The sequence below is a fragment of the Deinococcus indicus genome (assembly GCF_002198095.1).
In the GTDB taxonomy this organism is placed as follows: domain Bacteria; phylum Deinococcota; class Deinococci; order Deinococcales; family Deinococcaceae; genus Deinococcus; species Deinococcus caeni.
The window spans coordinates 16,214-35,529 of sequence record NZ_NHMK01000014.1 but is presented as its reverse complement, the minus strand read 5'-3'; the positions used below and the strand labels follow the sequence as shown (position 1 = coordinate 35,529).

At 71.5% G+C, this 19,316-nt stretch carries 21 protein-coding genes and 1 tRNA gene; 16 read left to right on the top strand and 6 right to left on the bottom strand.

Annotated elements, in window-relative coordinates:
- Positions 1-92 precede the first annotated feature (92 nt).
- The 3 genes from CBQ26_RS10685 to CBQ26_RS21880 all read left to right on the top strand — a co-directional run bounded on the left by CBQ26_RS10685 (position 93) and on the right by CBQ26_RS21880 (position 1,433).
- The gene (locus CBQ26_RS10685) at positions 93-365 is read left to right on the top strand and encodes a hypothetical protein (RefSeq protein ID WP_191299784.1); all 273 of its coding nucleotides are present in this window, start codon (positions 93-95) and stop codon (positions 363-365) included.
- A 70-nt stretch (positions 366-435) separates the two neighbouring features.
- On the top strand, positions 436-1,083 hold the full coding sequence (locus tag CBQ26_RS10680; protein WP_055362732.1) for an SRPBCC family protein: 648 nt from the start codon (positions 436-438) through the stop codon (positions 1,081-1,083).
- 188 nt (positions 1,084-1,271) lie between these two features.
- On the top strand, positions 1,272-1,433 hold the full coding sequence (locus tag CBQ26_RS21880; RefSeq protein WP_172418033.1) for a hypothetical protein: 162 nt from the start codon (positions 1,272-1,274) through the stop codon (positions 1,431-1,433).
- Positions 1,434-1,468: 35 nt separating this feature from the next.
- Here the strand turns inward: CBQ26_RS21880 and CBQ26_RS10675 are convergent, their stop codons facing one another.
- Positions 1,469-1,798 (bottom strand): hypothetical protein, encoded by a 330-nt coding sequence (locus CBQ26_RS10675; RefSeq protein WP_088248631.1) that lies wholly within the window; start codon positions 1,796-1,798, stop codon positions 1,469-1,471.
- Positions 1,795-2,394 (bottom strand): TetR/AcrR family transcriptional regulator, encoded by a 600-nt coding sequence (locus tag CBQ26_RS10670; protein WP_088248630.1) that lies wholly within the window; start codon positions 2,392-2,394, stop codon positions 1,795-1,797. The genes CBQ26_RS10675 and CBQ26_RS10670 overlap by 4 nt, the downstream gene beginning before the upstream one ends.
- Positions 2,395-2,585: 191 nt before the next feature.
- Here CBQ26_RS10670 and hisC point away from each other — a divergent pair, with 191 nt between their 5' ends.
- Together hisC and CBQ26_RS10660 are read left to right on the top strand one after the other, a co-directional pair.
- Positions 2,586-3,671: a histidinol-phosphate transaminase gene (gene hisC, locus CBQ26_RS10665; protein WP_088248629.1), complete on the top strand. Its 1,086-nt coding sequence runs from the start codon at positions 2,586-2,588 to the stop codon at positions 3,669-3,671.
- Positions 3,668-4,021, top strand: coding sequence for a YkgJ family cysteine cluster protein (locus CBQ26_RS10660; RefSeq protein ID WP_373297148.1), 354 nt, complete (start codon positions 3,668-3,670; stop codon positions 4,019-4,021). Before hisC ends, CBQ26_RS10660 begins: the two co-directional genes overlap by 4 nt.
- Before the next feature lie 7 nt (positions 4,022-4,028).
- Here CBQ26_RS10660 and chrA read toward each other — a convergent pair whose 3' ends face one another.
- Entirely contained in the window at positions 4,029-5,177 is a 1,149-nt protein-coding gene (gene chrA, locus CBQ26_RS10655) for a chromate efflux transporter (protein ID WP_088248628.1), read from the bottom strand.
- 90 nt (positions 5,178-5,267) lie between these two features.
- On the opposite strand from chrA, the gene CBQ26_RS10650 reads away from it, so the two are divergent.
- The 3 genes from CBQ26_RS10650 (at position 5,268) to CBQ26_RS10640 (ending at position 6,610) form a co-directional block, all read left to right on the top strand.
- Positions 5,268-6,071, top strand: a complete 804-nt coding sequence (locus tag CBQ26_RS10650; protein ID WP_088248627.1) for a VC0807 family protein — start codon at positions 5,268-5,270, stop codon at positions 6,069-6,071.
- A gap of 111 nt (positions 6,072-6,182) precedes the next feature.
- Positions 6,183-6,267, top strand: a tRNA-Leu gene (locus CBQ26_RS10645).
- Positions 6,268-6,361: 94 nt separating this feature from the next.
- Positions 6,362-6,610: a hypothetical protein gene (locus tag CBQ26_RS10640; RefSeq protein ID WP_088248626.1), complete on the top strand. Its 249-nt coding sequence runs from the start codon at positions 6,362-6,364 to the stop codon at positions 6,608-6,610.
- Positions 6,611-6,676: 66 nt separating this feature from the next.
- On the opposite strand, the gene CBQ26_RS10635 is transcribed toward CBQ26_RS10640, so the two are convergent.
- The gene (locus tag CBQ26_RS10635; RefSeq protein WP_088248625.1) at positions 6,677-7,825 is read right to left on the bottom strand and encodes a glycosyltransferase family 4 protein; all 1,149 of its coding nucleotides are present in this window, start codon (positions 7,823-7,825) and stop codon (positions 6,677-6,679) included.
- A gap of 70 nt (positions 7,826-7,895) precedes the next feature.
- Here CBQ26_RS10635 and hisA point away from each other — a divergent pair, with 70 nt between their 5' ends.
- On the top strand, positions 7,896-8,609 hold the full coding sequence (gene hisA / locus CBQ26_RS10630) for a 1-(5-phosphoribosyl)-5-[(5-phosphoribosylamino)methylideneamino]imidazole-4-carboxamide isomerase (protein WP_088248624.1): 714 nt from the start codon (positions 7,896-7,898) through the stop codon (positions 8,607-8,609).
- A 143-nt stretch (positions 8,610-8,752) separates the two neighbouring features.
- Here hisA and CBQ26_RS10625 read toward each other — a convergent pair whose 3' ends face one another.
- A complete protein-coding gene (locus CBQ26_RS10625) occupies positions 8,753-9,913 on the bottom strand; it encodes a YihY/virulence factor BrkB family protein (protein WP_088248623.1) in 1,161 nt (386 codons plus the stop codon).
- Between the two features lie 145 nt (positions 9,914-10,058).
- Here CBQ26_RS10625 and CBQ26_RS10620 point away from each other — a divergent pair, with 145 nt between their 5' ends.
- The 3 genes from CBQ26_RS10620 (at position 10,059) to dnaX (ending at position 14,880) form a co-directional block, all read left to right on the top strand.
- Positions 10,059-10,484, top strand: coding sequence for a thioesterase family protein (locus tag CBQ26_RS10620; protein WP_088248622.1), 426 nt, complete (start codon positions 10,059-10,061; stop codon positions 10,482-10,484).
- 119 nt (positions 10,485-10,603) lie between these two features.
- A complete protein-coding gene (locus tag CBQ26_RS10615; RefSeq protein WP_088248621.1) occupies positions 10,604-12,337 on the top strand; it encodes an NAD-dependent malic enzyme in 1,734 nt (577 codons plus the stop codon).
- 224 nt (positions 12,338-12,561) lie between these two features.
- Positions 12,562-14,880, top strand: coding sequence for a DNA polymerase III subunit gamma/tau (dnaX, locus tag CBQ26_RS10610; RefSeq protein ID WP_088248620.1), 2,319 nt, complete (start codon positions 12,562-12,564; stop codon positions 14,878-14,880).
- Positions 14,881-15,104: 224 nt separating this feature from the next.
- Here dnaX and CBQ26_RS10605 read toward each other — a convergent pair whose 3' ends face one another.
- Positions 15,105-15,545 (bottom strand): hypothetical protein, encoded by a 441-nt coding sequence (locus CBQ26_RS10605; protein ID WP_088248619.1) that lies wholly within the window; start codon positions 15,543-15,545, stop codon positions 15,105-15,107.
- 120 nt (positions 15,546-15,665) lie between these two features.
- On the opposite strand from CBQ26_RS10605, the gene CBQ26_RS10600 reads away from it, so the two are divergent.
- From CBQ26_RS10600 to CBQ26_RS10585, 4 genes are all read left to right on the top strand, one after another.
- On the top strand, positions 15,666-17,309 hold the full coding sequence (locus CBQ26_RS10600) for a glycoside hydrolase family 10-like protein (RefSeq protein ID WP_088248618.1): 1,644 nt from the start codon (positions 15,666-15,668) through the stop codon (positions 17,307-17,309).
- Positions 17,310-17,395: 86 nt separating this feature from the next.
- On the top strand, positions 17,396-17,914 hold the full coding sequence (locus CBQ26_RS10595; protein ID WP_088248617.1) for a flavin reductase family protein: 519 nt from the start codon (positions 17,396-17,398) through the stop codon (positions 17,912-17,914).
- A gap of 57 nt (positions 17,915-17,971) precedes the next feature.
- Entirely contained in the window at positions 17,972-18,706 is a 735-nt protein-coding gene (locus tag CBQ26_RS10590; protein ID WP_088248616.1) for a metallophosphoesterase family protein, read from the top strand.
- Positions 18,707-18,846: 140 nt separating this feature from the next.
- Positions 18,847-19,272 (top strand): EF-hand domain-containing protein, encoded by a 426-nt coding sequence (locus CBQ26_RS10585; RefSeq protein ID WP_088248615.1) that lies wholly within the window; start codon positions 18,847-18,849, stop codon positions 19,270-19,272.
- The last annotated feature ends 44 nt before the right edge of the window (positions 19,273-19,316 follow it).

Genomic DNA, 19,316 nt, shown 5'->3' with positions numbered 1-19,316 from the left:
CACTTGGGCGAATCCACATCCGCGCGCCGCCCGGCAGGGGAGAGGATGCAGGCCAGCTCCCCCGCCCCTCTTTCCCCTCGCAGGAGGCCCCGATGACCACCCCCGACCAACCCTCCCACCCCGGCCCCTCCCACCCCGGCAGCGACCGCCCGGACAGCACCGCCGGGAACGGCACCGGCACGGCGACCAGCACCCCGGAAACCGCGCAGGACCACACGGGCAGCGACCACGCCACGCACGGCGCGAACACCAACCTCGACCCCGACCTGCAGGGCGGCCCCGTCACGCCCGCCGACCGCGCCGCCACCCAGGAGATCGAGAACCAGAGCGCCGCGCCGGACGCTCCGAACATCAAGGGCTCTTAATCTGCCCGGAGCAAGCCTTCACCCCCACCCCCGCACACCCCACTAGACTGACTCTCACGGAGGACGACTTATGACCAACAACGAAAGTGGAATGGATCAGACCCGCATGATCAGCGGCGCCGCCGGCGGCGCCCTGCTGCTGATGGGACTGCGCAAAAGAGGCGTGCTGGGCCTGGGCATGGCCGCTGTGGGCGGGTACCTCGCGTACCGCGCCGCGACCGGCAACGACCCCGTCATGGCCGCCGCCGGCCTGAGCGGGAACGCTGCGGCCGCCAAGCCGATCTTCGTGGAGCACAGCGTCGTCATCGACCGCCCCGCGCAGGACGTGTACGACTTCTGGCGCAAACTGGACAACCTGCCCCAGATCATGAGCCACCTCGAGAGCGTCACCGCGCTCGACGAGAAACGCAGCCGCTGGGTCGCCAAGGCCCCGCTGGGCACGCACGTCGAGTGGGAAGCCGAGATTGTGAACGACAAGCCCGGCCAGCGCATCGGCTGGCACTCCCTGCCCGGCGCGACCGTCGACAACGCCGGCAGCGTGCAGTTCGAGAGCCTCCCCAACGGCGGGACCCGCGTGCACGTGGCCCTCTCGTACCGCCCCCCGGCCGGCCCGCTCGGCGCGGCCGTGGCGAAACTGTTCGGCGAGGAACCCAGCCAGCAGATCGCCGAGGACCTCCAGAAGTTCAAGGCCGCCTTCGAAGGCAACGCCAAGAACTGAACGGCCCTGCCCGGTGTCCTACCGGCAGAACAGAGAGAAGTGGGAGTGTCAGCTGAACATCTGCCGACACTCCCACTTTCTCCTGGGTGCGTGGCAGACCGGTGTTCGCCCAGCGCACGGACTGCCGTGCAGGTGCCTGGAACTCCGATTGATCCGGGCAGTCCCCTCTGAAGGGAGTGGAGACTCTGATGCGAATGGTGTTGATCTGTGCGGCGCTGGTCGTTCTCTATCTGGCGTGCTTCTATCTGGTGCAACTGCGTTTCGGCGAGGTCGGTGTCGGCGTGGCCATGCTGGCCATTCCGGTGACGAGCCTGCTGGTGGGAAGACTGTTCCGGGGCAGGTCAGCCTGATTGACTGATCGGACCCCGTCTGGCCGGAGCTGCCCTTACAGCGTGCCGTCGTCCGCTTCGGCGGGACCGCTTTCGGGGAGGTTCTGGGCGCCCTCCTCGATGACGGTCAGGGAGCGCAGTGTGGCGCCCTGATGCCAGCCGTAGGCGGGGTTTTTCAGGCCCAGGGCGGCGGCGATGGCCTCGGCGGTGTTGCGGGCCGGTTCGCCGTCCAGGCAGAACAGCAGGAATTTGCGGCCGCCGGGGCCGATGCGGATGAACAGGTCCTCGCCGATCTCGAGTTGCTGGGTGCGGCCCAGGCGTTCGGCGCGGCCCTGCGCGTAGCGGATCGCCTCGCGGATGGGCACGGTGACGGTGGGGTTGCTCACGGCTGCGCTCCGGTGGGGGCGCGCAGGCCGCCCAGCAGCATGTCCGCGAACTGTTCGGCCACGTCGCGCGGCGCGAGGCTGCCGCCGGGGCGGTACCAGGTGTACGCCCAGTTCACGGCGGACAGCACGAGGTACGCGGTCATCTTGATGTCCAGGTCGGCGCGCAGGGTGCCTTCCTGCACGCCCTGCGTGATCAGTTCGCGGTAGAAGGCGTCGATGGTGTCGCGCCAGCCGGTCACGCGGGCGTACGCCTCGGGGGACAGGTGTTTCCACTCGTGGAAGAACACGGTGGCGCTGTCCATGTTGTCCGCGACCACGCGGATGTGGCGGTACATGGCCTCGCGGAGTTTCTGGTCGGCGGGCATGGCCTCGGCGCGCAGCGTGAACAGCGCCTCGTCGAACTGCCGGGACGCCTGGTTGACGATCTCGATCAGCAGTTCTTCCTTGGAGGAGATGTGCGCGTACAGGCTGCCGCCCTGCATGCCCAGGTCCCCGGCGAGGTCGCGCATGCTGGTCGCGTGGTAGCCGCGCTCGGAGAAGAGGCGGCTGGCCGAGTCGAGAATCTGCTCGCGGCGGGGTTTGGCAGTGTCTGTCATGGTCGTGGGGTGGGCGCGTGGGATGCCGGGCGCTCCTGAGGGGCAGGGTAGCACGCTGCCAAACGGGCGTTTGGTGCGGCGTCTGTACCAATCCCAGTCCGGTGGGGTGGCGGGTCTGGCCTGCTGGGTCTGGGCCGCCGGGTCTGGGCTGGGTGGACGCCCGGCGGGGGGCGGGTGATACAACGAACCCCATGACCTCCACGCCCTCCGCCGACACCGGAACCACTCCGGCCGGGGTGCGCGCCGCCGTGCGCGACGTGCCCGCCTACCCGTTCACGCCGCTGGACGTGCCCATCAAACTCGACCAGAACGAGAACCCCTACGATTTCCCGGCGGACCTGAAGGCCGAGGCCCTGGCGCGCATGGCCGCCCGCCCCTGGAACCGTTACCCGGACCTGCACGCCGACACCCTGCGCGAACGCATCGCCGCCTTCGAGGACTGGGACGCGGCCGGGGTGGTCGTCACGCCCGGCAGCAACGTGCTGATCAAACTGCTGACCGAACTGGGCGGGATCGGGCAGACGGTCCTGACCGTGAACCCCACCTTCAGCGTGTACACCCTGGAGGCGCAGCTGCTGGGCGCCGAACTGGTGCAGGTGCCGCTGAACGCGGACTTCAGCCTGCCGGTCGAGGCGCTGAAGGCCGAACTGGCCGCGCGGGCGCCCGGCGTGCTGTACATCACGCAGCCGCACGCCCCGACCGGGCACGTGGACGCCGAACGCGATGTCCGCGCCCTGATCGACGCCGCGCAGGGCTGGATCGTGGTGCTCGACGAGGCGTACTACCAGTACGGCGGTCAGGACCACCGCGACCTGATCCGCGCCAACCCCCACTGCCTGAGCCTGCGGACCTTCAGCAAGGCCTGGGGACTGGCGGGCCTGCGCCTGGGCTACGCGCTGGCGCACCCGGAACTGGCCGGGCAGCTTCAGAAACTCGTGCCGGCCTTCAACGTCAGCCTGCTGGCCCAGACGGCGCTGGAAGTCGCGCTGGAGAACCCCGCCTACGTGCAGCAGCGCGTCGCCGAGGGCCTGCGCGAGCGGGCGCGGGTGCTGGACGCCCTGGCCGCGCACCCGACCCTGGAGGCGCTGCCCAGCGGCTCGAACTTCTTCCTGCTGCGCTCCCCGGACGCCAGCGCCACCTACACGCACCTGCTGTCACGCGGAATCGTCGTGCGCCGCCAGGACCGCCTGCACCTGCTCGAAGGCTGCCTGCGCGTGGCGGTCGGCACGCCCGCCGAGAACGACGCGCTGCTGGCCGCGCTGGCCGAACTGGCTTGACCAGGGTCGCCGGGCCGCTGCACCTGACGGCACAGGAAACGGCCCGGTTCACCCCGCCCGCCGGTGTGGCCCCGCGCAGTCCGCTCACGCGCGACTGCACCGCCTGCGGGGCCTGCTGCGCCGCGCCGGACATCCACGCGCTGGGCAAACCGCTGGGCGTGCCGTGCGTGAACCTCGGACCCGACCAGGGGTGCGGGCACCTGTGCGCCGTGTACGACACGCGCCCCGGCGTGTGCCGCGCCTACCAGCCGGACTGGGTGTGCGGCGAGGTGGCACCCCTGCCCACCCTGGAGGCCCGCGTGCGGCGGTTCCTGACCATCTACGGCCTGCAGGACGAGGCCGGTCTGTAGACCGTGCCTACAGCGCCGCCCACCCGACGCCCGCGCAGGCCAGCACCACGGCCCAGGCGGGCCACCGCAGGACGGTCAGGGCGGCGTAGGCCAGCACGGCCAGTGCGAGGTCACGCGGGCCGCGCACGGCGCTGGTGAAGACCGGGTCGTACAGCGCCGCCAGCAGCAGGCCCACCACGCCGGCGTTCAGTCCGGCCAGCGCGGCGCGCGCGGCAGGCCGGGCCGCCAGCGCCGCCCAGTGCGGCAGCGCGCCGACCATCAGCAGCGCGCCGGGCAGGAAGATGCCCAGCGTGGCGAGCAGCGCCCCGGCCGGGCCGTGCGCGGCGCCCCCCAGGAACGTGGCGAACGTGAACAGCGGTCCCGGCATGGCGTTCGCCGCGCCGTACCCGGCCGTGAACGTGGTGGCCGGCAGCCCCGCGAAACTGCCCTCCAGCAGCGGCAGGACCACGTGCCCACCCCCGAACACCAGCGCCCCGGCGCGGTACGTGGCGTCCAGCGTGGCCCAGCCCGGCCCCAGCGGCGCCAGCAGCGGCAGCGTCAGCAGCAGCGCCCCGGCCAGCAGCAGCAGCCCGGTCCCGGCGCGGCGCGACACCGGCACGGCGGGCAGGGCCGCGCCCCCCGCCCCGACTGGCCCGGACAGCCAGCGCCACCCGACGCCCGCACACACCAGCAGCGCCAGCAGCTGCGCGCCCGCGCCGGGCAGCAGCAGCAACGCCGCCGCCGTACCCAGCGCCAGCCCCGCCCGCACCCGGTCCGTGACCAGCGACGCCCACAGGCCCGCCACGGCCTGCGCGACCACCGCGACCGCCGCGAGCTTCAGGCCGGTCAGCCACCCGGACTGCCCCGGATCGCCCAGGCGGGTCAGGCCCAGCGCCAGCGCGGTCATCAGGGCGGCGCTGGGCAGCGTGAACCCCGCCCAGGCGGCCAGCAGGCCCGGCCAGCCGGCGCGCAGCAGGCCCACGCTCAGGCCCACCTGAGAACTGGCCGGGCCGGGCAGGAACCCCGCCAGCGCCACCAGATCCGCGTACGCCGCCTCGCCCAGCCACGCGCGGCGCGTCACGAACTCCGCGCGGAAGAACCCCAGGTGCGCGACCGGCCCCCCGAAACTCGTCAGGCCCAGCCGTAGGAACACCAGAAACACTTCCAGGACACGCATCCCCCGGATCGTACAGGCCGGAGGTCAGGACGTGGTGGGCCGGGCTCGGGCGCGGCGCACTCCTCACCTGCGGATGAGAGAATGCGCCCCATGAGTCAAGCGGCCCCCACCCCCCCCGAACCCACTCCCGCCCCGAAAGGCCGCGTGCCGAAAACCGTGTGGGATCTGGTGTTCACGCTGGTCATCCCGATCCTGATTCTCAGCCCGAACATCCTGGGCAGCGGCATCAGCGTCGCCGAGCAGGTGTTCGGCGGCGGCACGGCCGGGAACGTCCGCGCGTACCTGCTGGCCGCGCTGATTCCCGTGGCGTACGTGCTGTGGGACCTCGCCGTGAACCGCAACGTCAGCCCGGTCGCGCTGATCGGCGGGGCGGGCGCGATCTTCAGCGGCGCGCTGGCCTTCTGGTACGTGGACGGCTTCTGGTACGCCATCAAGGACTCGGCCCGCTCGTACCTGACGGGGCTGCTGTTCCTGATCAGCGCGGCGACCAGCGTGCCGCTGTTCCGGGTGTTCCTGGACGCCAGTTCTATCGGCGAGAGCCCCGAGCACCGCGCCGCCACGCAGCGGGCCATGCGCGACCCGGCCGTGCACCGGGGACTGGTGCTGGGCACGGTCGTGTTCGCGGTGGTGGACCTGATCGGCGGGGTGGTGAACAGCGTCGTGAACTACCAGCGCGTGACCGCGAAATTCGGCACGGACGACTTCAACGCCCAGGTGGCCGCCGTGAACGCCTTGATGCGCGTGCCGGGGCTGATCATCAGTCTGGTCGGCGTGTTCGGCGCGATCTGGCTGGTCAACCGCGCCGTGACCGCCCGCTACGGCGCGGGCGCCAGCCTGTTCGAGCCCGGCAAGCTGGCCGAACGCATGCGCGAACGCGGCGAACCCGTCGCCTGAACGCCGCCCGCCCCCGCCCTGGAAAGGCGGGGGTTGACAGTTTCGGCACTCGCCTATAAAGTAAGCGAGCCCTGAAACGCGCCCGAGCGCGGGCGAGATTACCAAAGGTGTGCCGAGGTGGCGGAATTGGTAGACGCACTAGTTTCAGGGACTAGCGCCGCGAGGCGTGTGGGTTCAAGTCCCATCTTCGGCACCACAAGGAAAGCCCCGGCATTGCTGCTGGGGCTTTCTTGTTGCATACCTCTTCCCGCCGACCCAGCCCCCGGCTGTCCGGTGCGGTACGCTCGGATATGGGCGTTCCTGCCAGACTGCTGCTCTCGCTCCTGATCGCCGCGTGCGCGCTGCTGGGCCTGTACATGAGCGCCTACGCGTTCAGCGTGCCCCGGCCCACGCTGCTGGCCGCGCAGGTCGGCGGCCTGACCGGCGCGGCCGCCCTGATCGCCGCCGTGTGGCGTCGGCCCGGCCGCTGGCTGTGGCTGGCACTGCCCGTGGTGGCCGGACTGGCGACCCTGCTGCTCTGGCAGGGCGGAGGCCTCTGATGGCCTCCGGATGAGGCAGTGCTGTCGGGGAAGCCGGCGCAGCGGCCGGGCGGGGGTGGGGAAGGGTCAGCGGCGGCGGCGTTCCTGCCGGGCGCGTTCGTACACGGCGGCCAGCGCGGCGGCCCGCACCGGCAGGTCGTACCGGGCGGCACTGAGGCGCGCGCCCTCCTGCAAGGCGGGCAGGCGGTCGGGGTGCAGGGTGTCCAGCAGGCCGTCGGCCAGGGCTTCGGGCGTGGCGGGGCGGACCGTGCCGTTCACGCCCTCCTCGATCAGGTCCAGCGCGGCGGGACTCTGCGCGGCGACCAGGGGCGTGCCCGCCGCGAGCGCCTCGATCATGCTCATGGGCAGCACCTCGCTGGTACTGGCGGTGATGAAGGCGTCGGCGGCCGCCAGCGCCTCGGGCACGCGGGCGTAGGGGACGGGGCCGGTGAAGGTCACGCCCTCGGGCGCCTGCGCCTGCAGGGGCGCGCGGCTGGGGCCGTCGCCGACCACCAGCAGGCGCAGGTCCGGGCGGCTGGCCCGCGCGCGCGTGAAGGCGCGCAGCATCACGTCCAGGTTCTTCTCGGGGGCGAGGCGGCCCAGGGACATGACCAGCGGTGTGTCCGGCCCCACGTGAAACTCGGCGCGGAAGGCGGCGCCGGTCGCCGCGCGGAACGACGCGAGGTCCACCGGGTTCGGCAGCAGGTCCACGCGGCCCGCGAAGCCGTACTCGCGCAGCATGTCCACCATCGCGCGGCCCGGCGCGAGCACGGCGTCCACCCGGCGCGCGAACGCACTCACGTGTGGGCGCAGCACGGCGCGGCCCACCCGTCCCGGCATGGGCGCGTAGTGCAGGTACTGGTCGTACTGCGTGTGCGCCGTGTACACCACGGGCGCGCCCGACAGCCGCGACCAGCGCAGCGCCAGTTGCCCCGCCAGGAACGGGTGCATGGTGTGCAGCACGTCCAGGTCCCGCAGCGGCAGGCGCGAGGTCAGCAGCGGTCCCGGCGCCAGCATCACGGGGTAGTCGGCCGGGGCGCCCAGCGCCCGCGCGCCCGCGAACGACGAGTTCAGGCGGTACACGCCGTCCTCGCGGGGCGGCATCTGCGGGTGGCGGGGCGCGAAGATCCGCACCTCGTGCCCGAGGTCGCGCAGGCCCCGCGCGAACAGGGCCGTGCTGGTCGCCACCCCGTTGCGGGACGGCAGGTAGGTAGCAGTGACAATCCCGACGCGCACGGGGGCAGTGTACCCCCCACGTTTTCCCGGCGCGACCCGGCGGCCCCGCGCGGCCCGTATCCTGTGGCGCATGAGTTTGCCGCTGATCATTCCCTGCGTGGACATCCAGTCCGGCCGCGCCGTGCGCCTGTTCGAGGGCGACCCGGACCGCGAGACCGTGTACTTCGACTCGCCCCTGGACGCCGCCCGCCACTGGGTGGGCCTGGGCGCCTCCCTGGTGCATCTGGTGGACCTGGACGCCGCCACCGGACGCGGCGAGAACCGCGCCGTGATCGCGCAGATCACCGCCGAACTGGGCGTGCCGGTCGAGGTGGGCGGCGGCATCCGCAGCCGCGAGGCCGCCGGGGAACTGCTGCGCCTGGGCGTGCAGCGCGTCGTGATCGGCACGGCCGCCGTGAAGGACCCCGCCATGGTGACCGACCTGATCGCCGAGCACGGCCCCCAGCGCGTGGTCGTCAGCCTGGACGCGCGCGGCCTGGAGGTCGCCACGCACGGCTGGGCGCAGGGCAGCGGCGTGATGGTCGGCGACCTGACCCCCGCCCTGGCCGACGCGGGCCTGGACACCCTGATCTTCACCGACGTGACCCGCGACGGCACCCTGCGTGGCCTGGACCGCGACCTGATGGCCCAGGTCCGGCAGCTGTGGCCGCACACCCTGATCGTGGGGGGCGGCGTGGCGAACACCGACGACGTGCGCCTGCTTCAGGACGAGGGTATCGAGGGGGCCATCGTGGGCCGCGCCATCTACGAGGGCACCCTGCCGTACCCCGTCACGCTGGAGTGAAGGCGGGGGGCGGGCCGACTAAGTACGTCGAAGCTAACATTGCGAGATTCCGGGAAGGCGCCGGAATCTCTCCATTCCCGCTTCAACGTACTTCCTCTGCTACGCGCTCCGCGCGGTTTATCTACAAGATAAACGCAGTGTACTTATTTCCGCCGGCCGCCCGTGATGCCCAGCACCCGCAGGACGATCACGGCCGGGACGGCCAGCACGGCGGTCACGGCGTTCCAGAGGGCGGCGCGGACGGTGGGCAGTACGCGGCCCTCCTCGCGGCGCGGCACCCTGGGCAGCACGCGCGGTACCGGCACGCCCAGCACCCGGCCCCGGCTGTCGCGGACCGGGCTGTCCGCCTGCTGTTTCGCGGCGCGTTCCTGATCGCTCTCGGTCGGGTCGATCTCGGCGCCCTGAGCGGCCAGCGCCTGCTTCTTGGCGGTGTTCGCCGCGCCGCCCGCGTGCGTGCCGAAGCGCTGCGAGTACACCCAGGTGACCTCGGCCCCGAAGAAGAAGATCATGGCCGAGTAGTAGATCCACAGCAGCAGCACGATCAGCGTGGCGGCCGCCCCGAAGGCGCTGCCCGGCGCGGCCTGCCCCAGGTACAGGCCGATGCCCAGTTGCCCCAGCGTGAACAGCGTGGACGTGAAGAACCCCCCCACCCACACCTCGCGCCATTCCAGTTTCACGTCGGGCAGCACCTTGTAGATCCCGGCGAACACCGGCGCCAGGAACAGCACCGACAGCAGCGCCGTCCCGGCCCGCACGAAGAACGCCCCGGCGCCGATGGTGTCTCCCAGCCGCTGCGCGATGGCCGACAGGTACGTGTTCACGCCCAGGAACGCGATCAGCAGCAGCCCGATGGCCAGGATCATCAGGAACGACTTCACGCGGGTCCACAGGACGTTCACGATGCCCTGCGGCGGGCCGGGGTCGGCGCCCCACATGGAGTTCAGGGCGTCCTGAAGCTGCACGAACAGGCCGGTGGCGCCCATGAACAGCGTCACGAACGCGGCGATGCTGGCGATCACGCTGCCCTTCTGCAGGGCGTCCGTGTCGATCAGGCCGCGCAGGAAGTCGGCCGCCTCCAGGCCCAGGTTCTGCGCGACGATCCCGGCCGGGCCGAACAGGTCGTCCAGGACCGTGCCGCTGCTCAGGAACTGCCCGGCGACCAGCACCGCCAGCAGCAGCAGCGGCGCCAGACTGAACATCGCGTAGTACGCGATGGCCGCCGCCAGTCGGGGGGCCTTGTCCTGCCCGAACGCCAGGAACGCGTCGCGCAGGAGCGTGAAGATATCGGCCGGTTTGAGGGTCACGCGCGGTCCTTCATGACCGGCAGTGTACGTGCCGGCCCCGTGAGGGTGCGCCAGAGCGGCTTAAGGGACCGTTGAGCGCTCCCCGGCCCCCCCGGCCGGACGGTGGGGTGTCCAGGCGGCCCCGGCGCGCACTAGCCTGCGGGGCATGCAAGCCATTCCAGAGGGGTTCACGCAGACGCTGAGCGTGACCGTGACCGACGACATGACCGTGAACTTCGGCGAACTGGGCCGACTGCACCCGGTGTACGCCACGTACTGGATGGCCCGGCACTTCGAGGAGGCAGGCCGCAAGATCATCCTGCCGTTCCTGGAAGACGGCGAGGGCGGTATCGGCACGCAGGTGGACGTGACGCACACCGCCAGCGCCCTGCCCGGCATGCGCGTGACTGTGACCGCCACCTTCGAGCGGCAGGAGGGACGCCGCGTGATCGCCCGCATGGTCGCCGTGAACGAACTCGGCGACGAGATCGGGCACGGCGCGACCACGCAGATGGTGCTGCCGCAGGCGCGCATCGACGCGAACTTCGACACCCTCCGGCGACGCTGGGCAGAGCAGACCGGAACCCTGTGACCCACCCCCTTTCTGTTCACGGCCTGAACAGAGCGGGGGGCCTGTCTGGGCGGCTGCGTGCATTGTGTGCGTGGCGTGCCTGAACCGGGTACAGCGACCTGCCGCTATGCTGGAGCGTCATGCCGAAAAATCTTCCTGTCTCCCGTTACTACGACGTGAAACGCGACCCCCAGGGACAGCGGTACATCGACGTTCACGTGACGGGACTGGCGCTGCTGCAGAACCCGCTGCTGAACAAGACCACCGCCTTCACGCCCGAGGAACGCCGGGAACTGGGCCTGGAAGGCCTCGTGCCGCCCCACACCAGCACCTTCGAGGAGCAGAAGGAACGCACGTACCTGCGGTACCTCAAGTGCGGCTCAGACCTCGAAAAACACGAGTACCTGCGCGCCCTGCAGGACCGCAACGAGGTGCTGTTCTACGCGATCCTCGAAGACCACCTCGAGGAGATGCTGCCCATCATCTACACCCCCACGGTCGGCGAGGCCGTGCGGAACTACTCCAGCAACTACCGCTACCCGCGCGGCTTCACGGTCAGCACCGGCGACATCGACCGGGTGGACGACATGCTGGAGAACGTCACCGTGAACGACGTCCGCATGATCGTCGCCACCGACTCCAGCGCCATCCTCGGCATCGGGGATCAGGGCTTCGGGGGCATGGCGATCTCCATCGGGAAACTGTCGCTGTACACCGCCGCCGGGGGCGTCGGGCCGGACAAGACCCTCCCGGTCGAGCTGGACGTCGGCACCAACCGCCAGGACCTGATCGACGACCCGCTGTACCTGGGCGTCCACCACCGCCGCCTGACCGGCGCCGCGTACGACGAGTTCCTGGACGCCTTCGTGGAGGCCGTGTCGCACCGCTACCCGAAGGCGATCATCCAGTGGGAGGACTTCAGCCGCGGCACCGCGTTCCGCGTGCTGGAACGCTACCGCCGCGTCGTGCCCAGCTTCAACGACGACATTCAGGGCACGGGCGCCATGGCGCTCGCCGGGCTGATCAGCGCCGCGCGCCTCAAGGGCGAACGCCTGAGCGAACAGGTGTTCGTGGTGGTCGGCGCCGGCGCCGCCGGCATCGGCGTGGCCATGGCCATCCGCCACGGCCTGCAGGCCGACGGGCTGACCCCCGAGGAAGCGAACGCCCGCGTGTTCGTCGTGGACCGCCACGGCCTGCTGATGCACGGCCAGCCGGACCTCGAAGACCAGCAGCTGAGCTTCGCACGCCGCCCCGAGGACCTGAACGGCTGGGCATTCGACGGCGAGTACCCCAGCATGCACGACGTCATCGTGAACGCCCGCGCCACCGCGCTGCTCGGCTTCACGGGCGTGCCCGGCCTGTTCCGCCAGGAGAGCATCCAGGCGATGCTGCTGAACACCCCCCGCCCCATCGTGTTCCCGCTCAGCAACCCCAGCAGCCACGTCGAGGCCCGCCCCGCCGACCTGATCCACTGGACGCGCGGCGGCGCCATCATCGCGTCCGGCAGCCCCTTCCCAGACGTGGAATACGAAGGGAAACGCTACCCGGTCGGGCAGGGCAACAACGCCTTCATCTTCCCCGGACTGGGCTTCGGAGCCGTCGCCAGCCGCGCCCGCGAGATCACCGACAACATGGTCATGGAAGCCGCCCGCACCCTGGCCGAATTCACCACCCAGTACGGCGAACGTGTCTACCCGCCCATCAGCGACCTGCGCGAACTGAGCATCCAGGTCGCCGTGAACGTCGCCCTGCAATCCATCCGCGACGGCGTGTGCGCCGAACGCCGCATCCGCAACATGACCCGCGACGAACTGGAAACCGTGATCCGCGACCGCGCGTGGCAACCCCGCTACCTGCCGCTGCGCAAGGGTTGATGGTTGATGGTCGAAGGTTGATGGAGGAGGGTCATTCCTGTCACCTCCCATCACCCATCAACCTCCGACTTTCAACCCTTCCCCCCGTCACTGCGCCCCGTTGCCCCTGGGCTCTAGAATGCTGAGGTGAAGCGGCGTGTGTGTGGTGGTGGGGTCGGGTTGAGCGGCGGCAGGCCGTGTGGTTCAGCGTTCGGGCCTCGCCTCCGCGCCGCCGGGGGGTGCCTGTGAGCGCCATCTATCAGCGGGCCCGGCCGGTCCGCTGGGAGGACGTGGTCGGTCAGGAGCACGTCAAGGACGTCCTGAAGGCGGCGCTCGCGCAGGGGCGGGTGGGGCACGCGTACCTGTTCAGCGGGCCGCGCGGGGTGGGGAAGACCACCACCGCCCGCCTGATCGCCATGACCGCCAACTGCACCGGTCCCATGCCGAAACCCTGCGGTGAGTGCGAATCCTGCCTGAGCGTGCGGGCCGGATCGCACCCGGACGTCATGGAGATCGACGCGGCCAGTAACAACTCCGTGGACGACGTGCGCGACCTGCGCGAGAAGGTCAGTCTGGCCGCCATGCACGGCGGCAAGAAGATTTACATCCTCGACGAGGCGCACATGATGAGCCGCGCGGCCTTCAACGCCCTCCTGAAGACGCTGGAGGAGCCGCCCAGCCACGTGATCTTCATCCTGGCGACCACCGAACCCGAGAAGATCATCCCGACCATCCTCTCGCGCTGCCAGCACTACCGCTTCCGCCGCCTGACGCCCGAGGAGATCGCCGGGAAGCTCGCCGGGCTCGCGCAGCGCGAGGGGGCGCGCGCCGATGAGGACGCCCTGCACCTGATCGGCCGGCTGGCTGACGGCGCCATGCGTGACGGCGAGAGCCTGCTGGAGCGCATGCTGGCCGCCGGGACCGCCATTACCCGCGCAGGCGTGGAGGACGCGCTGGGCCTCCCGCCGGGCGAACGGGTGCGCGGGATCGCCGCCGCACTCGTCGCCGGGGACGCGGGGGCAGCCATCAGCGGCGCGGCCGCCCTGTACCGCGACGGGTTCGCGGCCCGCACGGTCGTCGAGGGTCTCGTCGCGGCGCTCGGCGCGGCCCTGCACGCCGAACTGGGCCTGAGCGGCGAGGGCCGCCTGGACGGCGCGGACGTCCCCAGGCTCCTGAAACTCCAGGCGGCGCTGGACGAGCAGGAATCCCGCTTCGCCCGCGCCGCCGACCAGCAGAGCCTGGAACTGGCCCTGACGCACGCCCTGCTGGCCGCCGACACCGGGGGAAGCGGGGGCGCCCCGGCCGGCGCTAGCGCGGCCGTCCCGGCGGACCTGACGCAACGCCTGAACCGCCTGGAAAAGGAACTCGCCAGCCTGCGCGCCCGCCCCGCCGCCGGGGGACCGGTGGTGAGCGCCCCGGTCGCGGACTTCGACCCTGGCGCGCGCCGCGCCCCTGCCGCCCCGACCCGCACGCCCGTTCCCGACGCGCCGCCGCCCGCCCCGACCGGCGGCAGCTGGCCGGACGTGGTGCGGCAGGCCAGCATCCAGCTGCGCGCCTTCCTGAAACCCGCCCGGCAGCACGCCGAACCCGGTTACGTGAGCCTGTCGTACGACGAACGTAGCGCCTTCCACGCCAAGCAGGTCGCCGCGAAATTCGACGATATCGGCCGCATCGTCCTGAAGGTGTTCGGGCCGGTCACGTTCGAACTGATCGCCCCGGAAGGGGGCCGCCGCGTGAACCTCGGCGGGCCGGGCGGCGGCGGCAACGGCGGCGGAGCGCCCGCACCCACGCCGGCCACCGCGCCCCAGCCGGCAGTTTCCCAGCCGACCCCCCAGCCGGCGGTGGCGCAGGCCGCGCCCGTGTCGCCCACCCCGGCGTCATCCACCCCGGCAGCCCCGGCCCCCGAGGTCGCGCCGTTCGATCCGGGCCGGGCCGGGCCGCGCCGCGCCGCACGCGGGCCGGACTTCGATCCGCTGCCGTCCGGCGCGGGGGGCGGCGCGGTCGCCACGCTGCCGCCCCGCCCGGAACGCCGCGTGCCGCCCCGCAGTCCCGACGACGTGGCCCCGGCCCCGCTGCCCGACGATCCCTTCGCCGGCGAGCACCTGACAGGCGCGCCGCCCGCCCCGGCCGACGCGACCGGCGGCGACCGCCCGCCCCCACCGGCCCGCGAGCGGGAACTGTACATCGTGGAACCCATCACCGAGGAACCCGACTGGAACGCTTTCGGTGGCCCCGACCTGCTGGGAGGCCTGCCGCCCGAGGAGGACATGCCGTTCGGGAACGTGACCCTGCCCGCCCCGGCTGCCCGCGCCGTCCCGGCCAGTCAGGTGCCGCCGCCCCCGCCCCGGTCCGCTCCGGCTCCCGCCGCGCCGGAAGTGCCGACCCCCACCGCGCCGGTCACGGCGGCCCCGTCCCGTCCGGGGGACATCCGGGCGCACGCGAACTACGAACTGATCCGCAGCCGGTTCAGCGGCCGGGTCCGTGAGATCGGCAAGAACCGCAACGTCCCCGTCGCACCCGCCGCCGAGGACGACAGCGACGACACCGACGACTCCGAAACCTGAGACGGACTCCGATTGAACAGGCTGCAAAGCCCGCTGGGTCCGAGCGGATGCGATTCGGAGAGCTGCCCCGCAGAGAACGAGAGAGACGCCCCTCCGGACGTGGAGCTGGCAGGGGCGGTGAAGTTCCGGATTGTTGGCGAAACAAACGGCAGGCCGTATGAGACGGACTCCGATTGACTGGCTGGTCAGGCCGCTCAACCGGAGTCCGTATCAGGTGAAGAGGATCAGAGGGGGGCGCAGACCGGCACATTGGCCAGAGCGTTGGCCTCGTGGACGTTGATGTACTTCGCGTCCTTCAGGTCGGCGGTCATCTGGAAGCCCTTGATGGTCAGGTCGCCGCTGGCGTTGCTCTTGGTCGTCATGCCGATCATGCCGCCCACGACGTCGCCGTTGGATTTGCAGGCGTCGGTGGTGCTGGCCGTGCCCATCTTGTGGTAGTGCGCGAGGTAATCGGTGTTGGGTTTCAGGCCCTTGACGGTCAGGGTGGTGCGGCGGTCCCCGCCGGTCAGATCCACGAACACGGCCGTACCGGAGGGCGCGGTGTACCCGGTGAGCTTCTGATCCGTGAAGTTCTTGGTGACGCTCTTCCCGGAGACATCCGGGGCCTGGTTGCAGGCGGCGAGGGCGACGGTACCGACGAGGGCCAGCAGTGCACGTTTCTTCATGTGAAACCTCCGGGTTGTGGGTGTACGGCACGAGCCTAACATGACGGCCCGGCCGGGTGGGAGGGATTTGTGGCGTTCATGTCCTGGCGGGCCGGGTGCGGTAGCCTGCCGCTCACGATCATGACGTTCCCCCTGTCGCGCCGCGCCGCTCCGTTTCTGCTGTCCTCCGCTCTTGTCCTGTCTGCCGGTGTGGGGAGGGGGGCCGCGCAGGACGTGCGTGCGCCGCAACCGGCCGCGCCCGCGACGGCCGGGGCACCCACTGCTCCGGCCTCCACCACGCCGGCGTCCACCACTCCAGCACCGGCCGTCCCGGTGGCGGGGACGCAGCCGGGCGCGAACCTGCGCGGTCTGTGGATCGACGCGTTCGGGCCGGGCCTCAAGACGCGGGCGCAGGTCGCGCAGACCGTCGCGGACGCCGAGCGCATGGGCGTGAACACCCTGTTCGTGCAGGCGATCCGCCGCGCCGACTGCCTGTGCCTGAAGGCCAGCGTGCCCACCGTGACGGACGCCGACCTGGAGAAGAACTTCGATCCGCTGCGGGTGATCACCACGCTGGCGCACGCACGCGGCATGCGCGTGATCGCCTGGGCGAGCGTGACGGGCGTGGGCAACACGGCCGCACCGAACACCGATCCGGCGCACGTGCTGCGCCGACATGGCGCGGGGGCCGGCGTGAACTCCTGGCTGGCCCGCCGGCCCGACGGCAGCTGGCAGGAGGGCCGGGACACGTGGCTGGACGCCGGGATTCCCGCGGCCGCCGAGTACATGACGCAGGCGGTCCTGAGCATCGTGCGGAACTACCCGGTAGACGGCGTGCAGCTCGACCGGATCCGCTACCCGGACGGGGACGTGTGGGGTTACGATCCCAAGACCCTGGCCCGCTACCGCGCCGAGACGGGCCGCGCCGGGACGCCCGCGCCGAGCGATCCCGTCTGGGCGGCCTGGAAACGGCAGCAGGTCACGAACCTGGTGCGGCGGATCACGCTGGAAAGCAAGGCGCTGCGCCCGGAGCTGTGGGTCAGTGCGGCGACCATCACGTACCAGACCGCGCCGCGCGCCGGGGACCTCACGGGGTTCCGCCGGACCCGCACGTACGGTGACGTGTTGCAGGACTGGCCCGAATGGATGCGGGCCGGTCTGATCGACCTGAACGTCCTGATGAACTACAAACGCGACGGGCTGCCGGATCAGGCGCAGTGGTTCGACGGCTGGAACGCGTTCGCGCTGTCGGTGCGGGACCGGCCGGACGGCGCGCGGGCCGCCGTGGCCGCCGGGACGGCCATGTACCTGAACGATCCGGCCGTGACGGCCGCGCAGGCGCGCCGTTCGGTGCAGACCGGGATGGGCTGGGTGGGGTACTCGTACCGCACGCCGACCGCCGGGGTGTACGGGCAGCGCGAGTCGGCGGCGCAGGGCCTGAAGGCCGTGCAGGCCGTCCTGAGCGCGCCGGGGATGCCGCTGGAACGCCCGCTGCGCTGGACGGACGAGGCGCCCACCGTGCGCGGGTTGCTGGGGCGCGTGACGGGCGCCGCCACGCCCGGTCACCGCACGGTGCAGGCGGTGCAGGGCGGTCAGGTGGTGGCCGAGGCCCTCACGGACGCGCTGGGGTATTACGGGTTCGCGGCGCTGCCCGCCGGGAAGACCGAGGTGCGGGTCAGCGGTCAGCGCTGGACCGACACCATTCCCGAGCGGGGCGTGGTGCGCCTGCCGGACCTGCTGATCCGCGACGCGCCGCCCGTCCCGGCCCTCCCTCCGCGCCCCTGACACGGCCGTCCGTGTGGGGTGGGGGGCGGCCCTGTCCCGACCGGGGCGTCCACCCGATCGATCCGCCGACCCGGTACACTCGCCGCATGAGTGAACCGCAGCAGGACCGGGCGCCGCACGAGCAGGGGCCGCAGGGTGGACTGAACGCCACGGAATTCCGTCAGACGCTGGGCCGTTTCACGAGCGGCGTGACGGTCGTCACGGCCACGGACGGCCAGACGCGCCGGGGCATGACGGCCAGCGCCTTCGTGTCGGTCAGTCTCGCGCCGCCGCTGATCCTGGTCAGCGTGGACCGCCGCGCGCAGATGCACGCCCTGCTGAGCAGCGAGCACGTCACGCACTTCGGGGTGAACGTCCTGTCGGCCGCGCAGCGGCACCTGAGTGACCATTTCGCCGGGAAGCCCGGCCCCGAGGAGAGCGTCCCGTGGTTCGAGCACGAGGGCCTGCCCCTGATCGGCGGCAGCGTCGCGCAGCTCGTCTGCCGCCGCCACGAGGTCATTCCGGCCGGGGATCACACGCTGTTCGTGGGGTTCGTGGAGTACAGCCGCTACACCGACGACGACCCGCTGGTGTACTTCCGCGGGCAGTACCACGAACTGGGCTGACCGCCGGGCGCCCGGCCTGCGTCCTGGGAGCGTGGGGGGCTGGGCTACACTCCGGGCATGATTCGCCTCGCCATTCTCGCGGACCTGCACGCCAACCTGGCGGCCACGCTCGCGGTTCATGCAGACGTGCAGCGGCGCGGCCTGACCGACATCTGGGTGCTGGGGGACCTGGTGGGCAAGGGCCCCCGCCCCCGTGAAGTGCTCGACTGGACGCAGGCGCACGCCACGCGCGTCATTCAGGGCAACTGGGACGCCCGCGTGGCCGGCGCCACGCACCGCCCGCAGGACCTGTGGCCGCGCAGTCGCCTCACGCCGGCCGGCCTGACGTACCTCGGCGAGTTGCCGTACGGCATCGAGGAACAGTTCGGGGGCGCGTGGTGGCGCTTCGTGCATGCCAGCAGCCGGGGGCTGTTCCACCGTCTGTACCCGCACAGCAGCCTGCACGACCAGCTGGAATCCTTCGCGCCCAACCCGACCTTCGGGCTGACGCAGCACGCCGACGCGCTGGTGTACGCCGACATGCACGAGGCGCTTCTGCTGGACGTGGAGGGCCGGCCGCTGATCAACTGCGGCAGCGTGGGTAACCCGCTGGATTCCACGCTGCCCTGCTACCTGATCCTGGAGTTCGATCCGCACTCGCCGGCGCACAGCGCGACGTTCGTGCGCCTGACCTACGACCGCGACGACGAGATCCGCGCCGCCGAGGAGAGCGGCATGCCGTTCACGCGCGAGTACATCGCGGAATTGCTGACCGGCGCGTACCAGAAACGCCGCGCCCGGACCGGCGAGTAGCGGCCCGCACTCCTTCCCGCAGGCCCGGTGAAGGCGGCGCTCACGTTCCGGGCGGCCGCCTTGCGTAGCGTGGATGGGTCTCACGATCCGTCACCACTGGAGCCGCCGCTGGCTCCGCCGCATTCCCCAGGAGGTCAGGTATGTTCTTCCAGCAGAAAGACCGGCACGAACAGATGGCGAAACTCGATCCGCGCGACACGAACGGCGACGGGGTCGTCAGCCCCCAGGAGGCCGCTGCGTACATCCGCGAGTACCTGGAAAGCGCCTCGCCCGAGGAGCGGCAGGCCATCCTGAAAGAGTACGTGGGCGGCATGAGCCCCGACCAGCGCCGCGAGATGGGCGACGCCATCGTGCGCAGCCCCGCCAACCCCGTGCAGGCCGTGCGTCACGACGACGACGACGACCTGATCGACGCCTACACGAAGACCGCTCAGGCGCCCGCCCAGAACGGCCGCAGCCCGTTGGAGGAGGCGTTCGCGCCCGGCGGGATGCTCAGCAACCCCATGGTGAAGGCCGGACTGGTCGGGCTGGCCGGCATGATCGGCAGCCGCATGCTGCGCCGCTGACGACCCGCCGCGGTGAAGGCGTCTGTTCCGGTGACGGAGCGGGC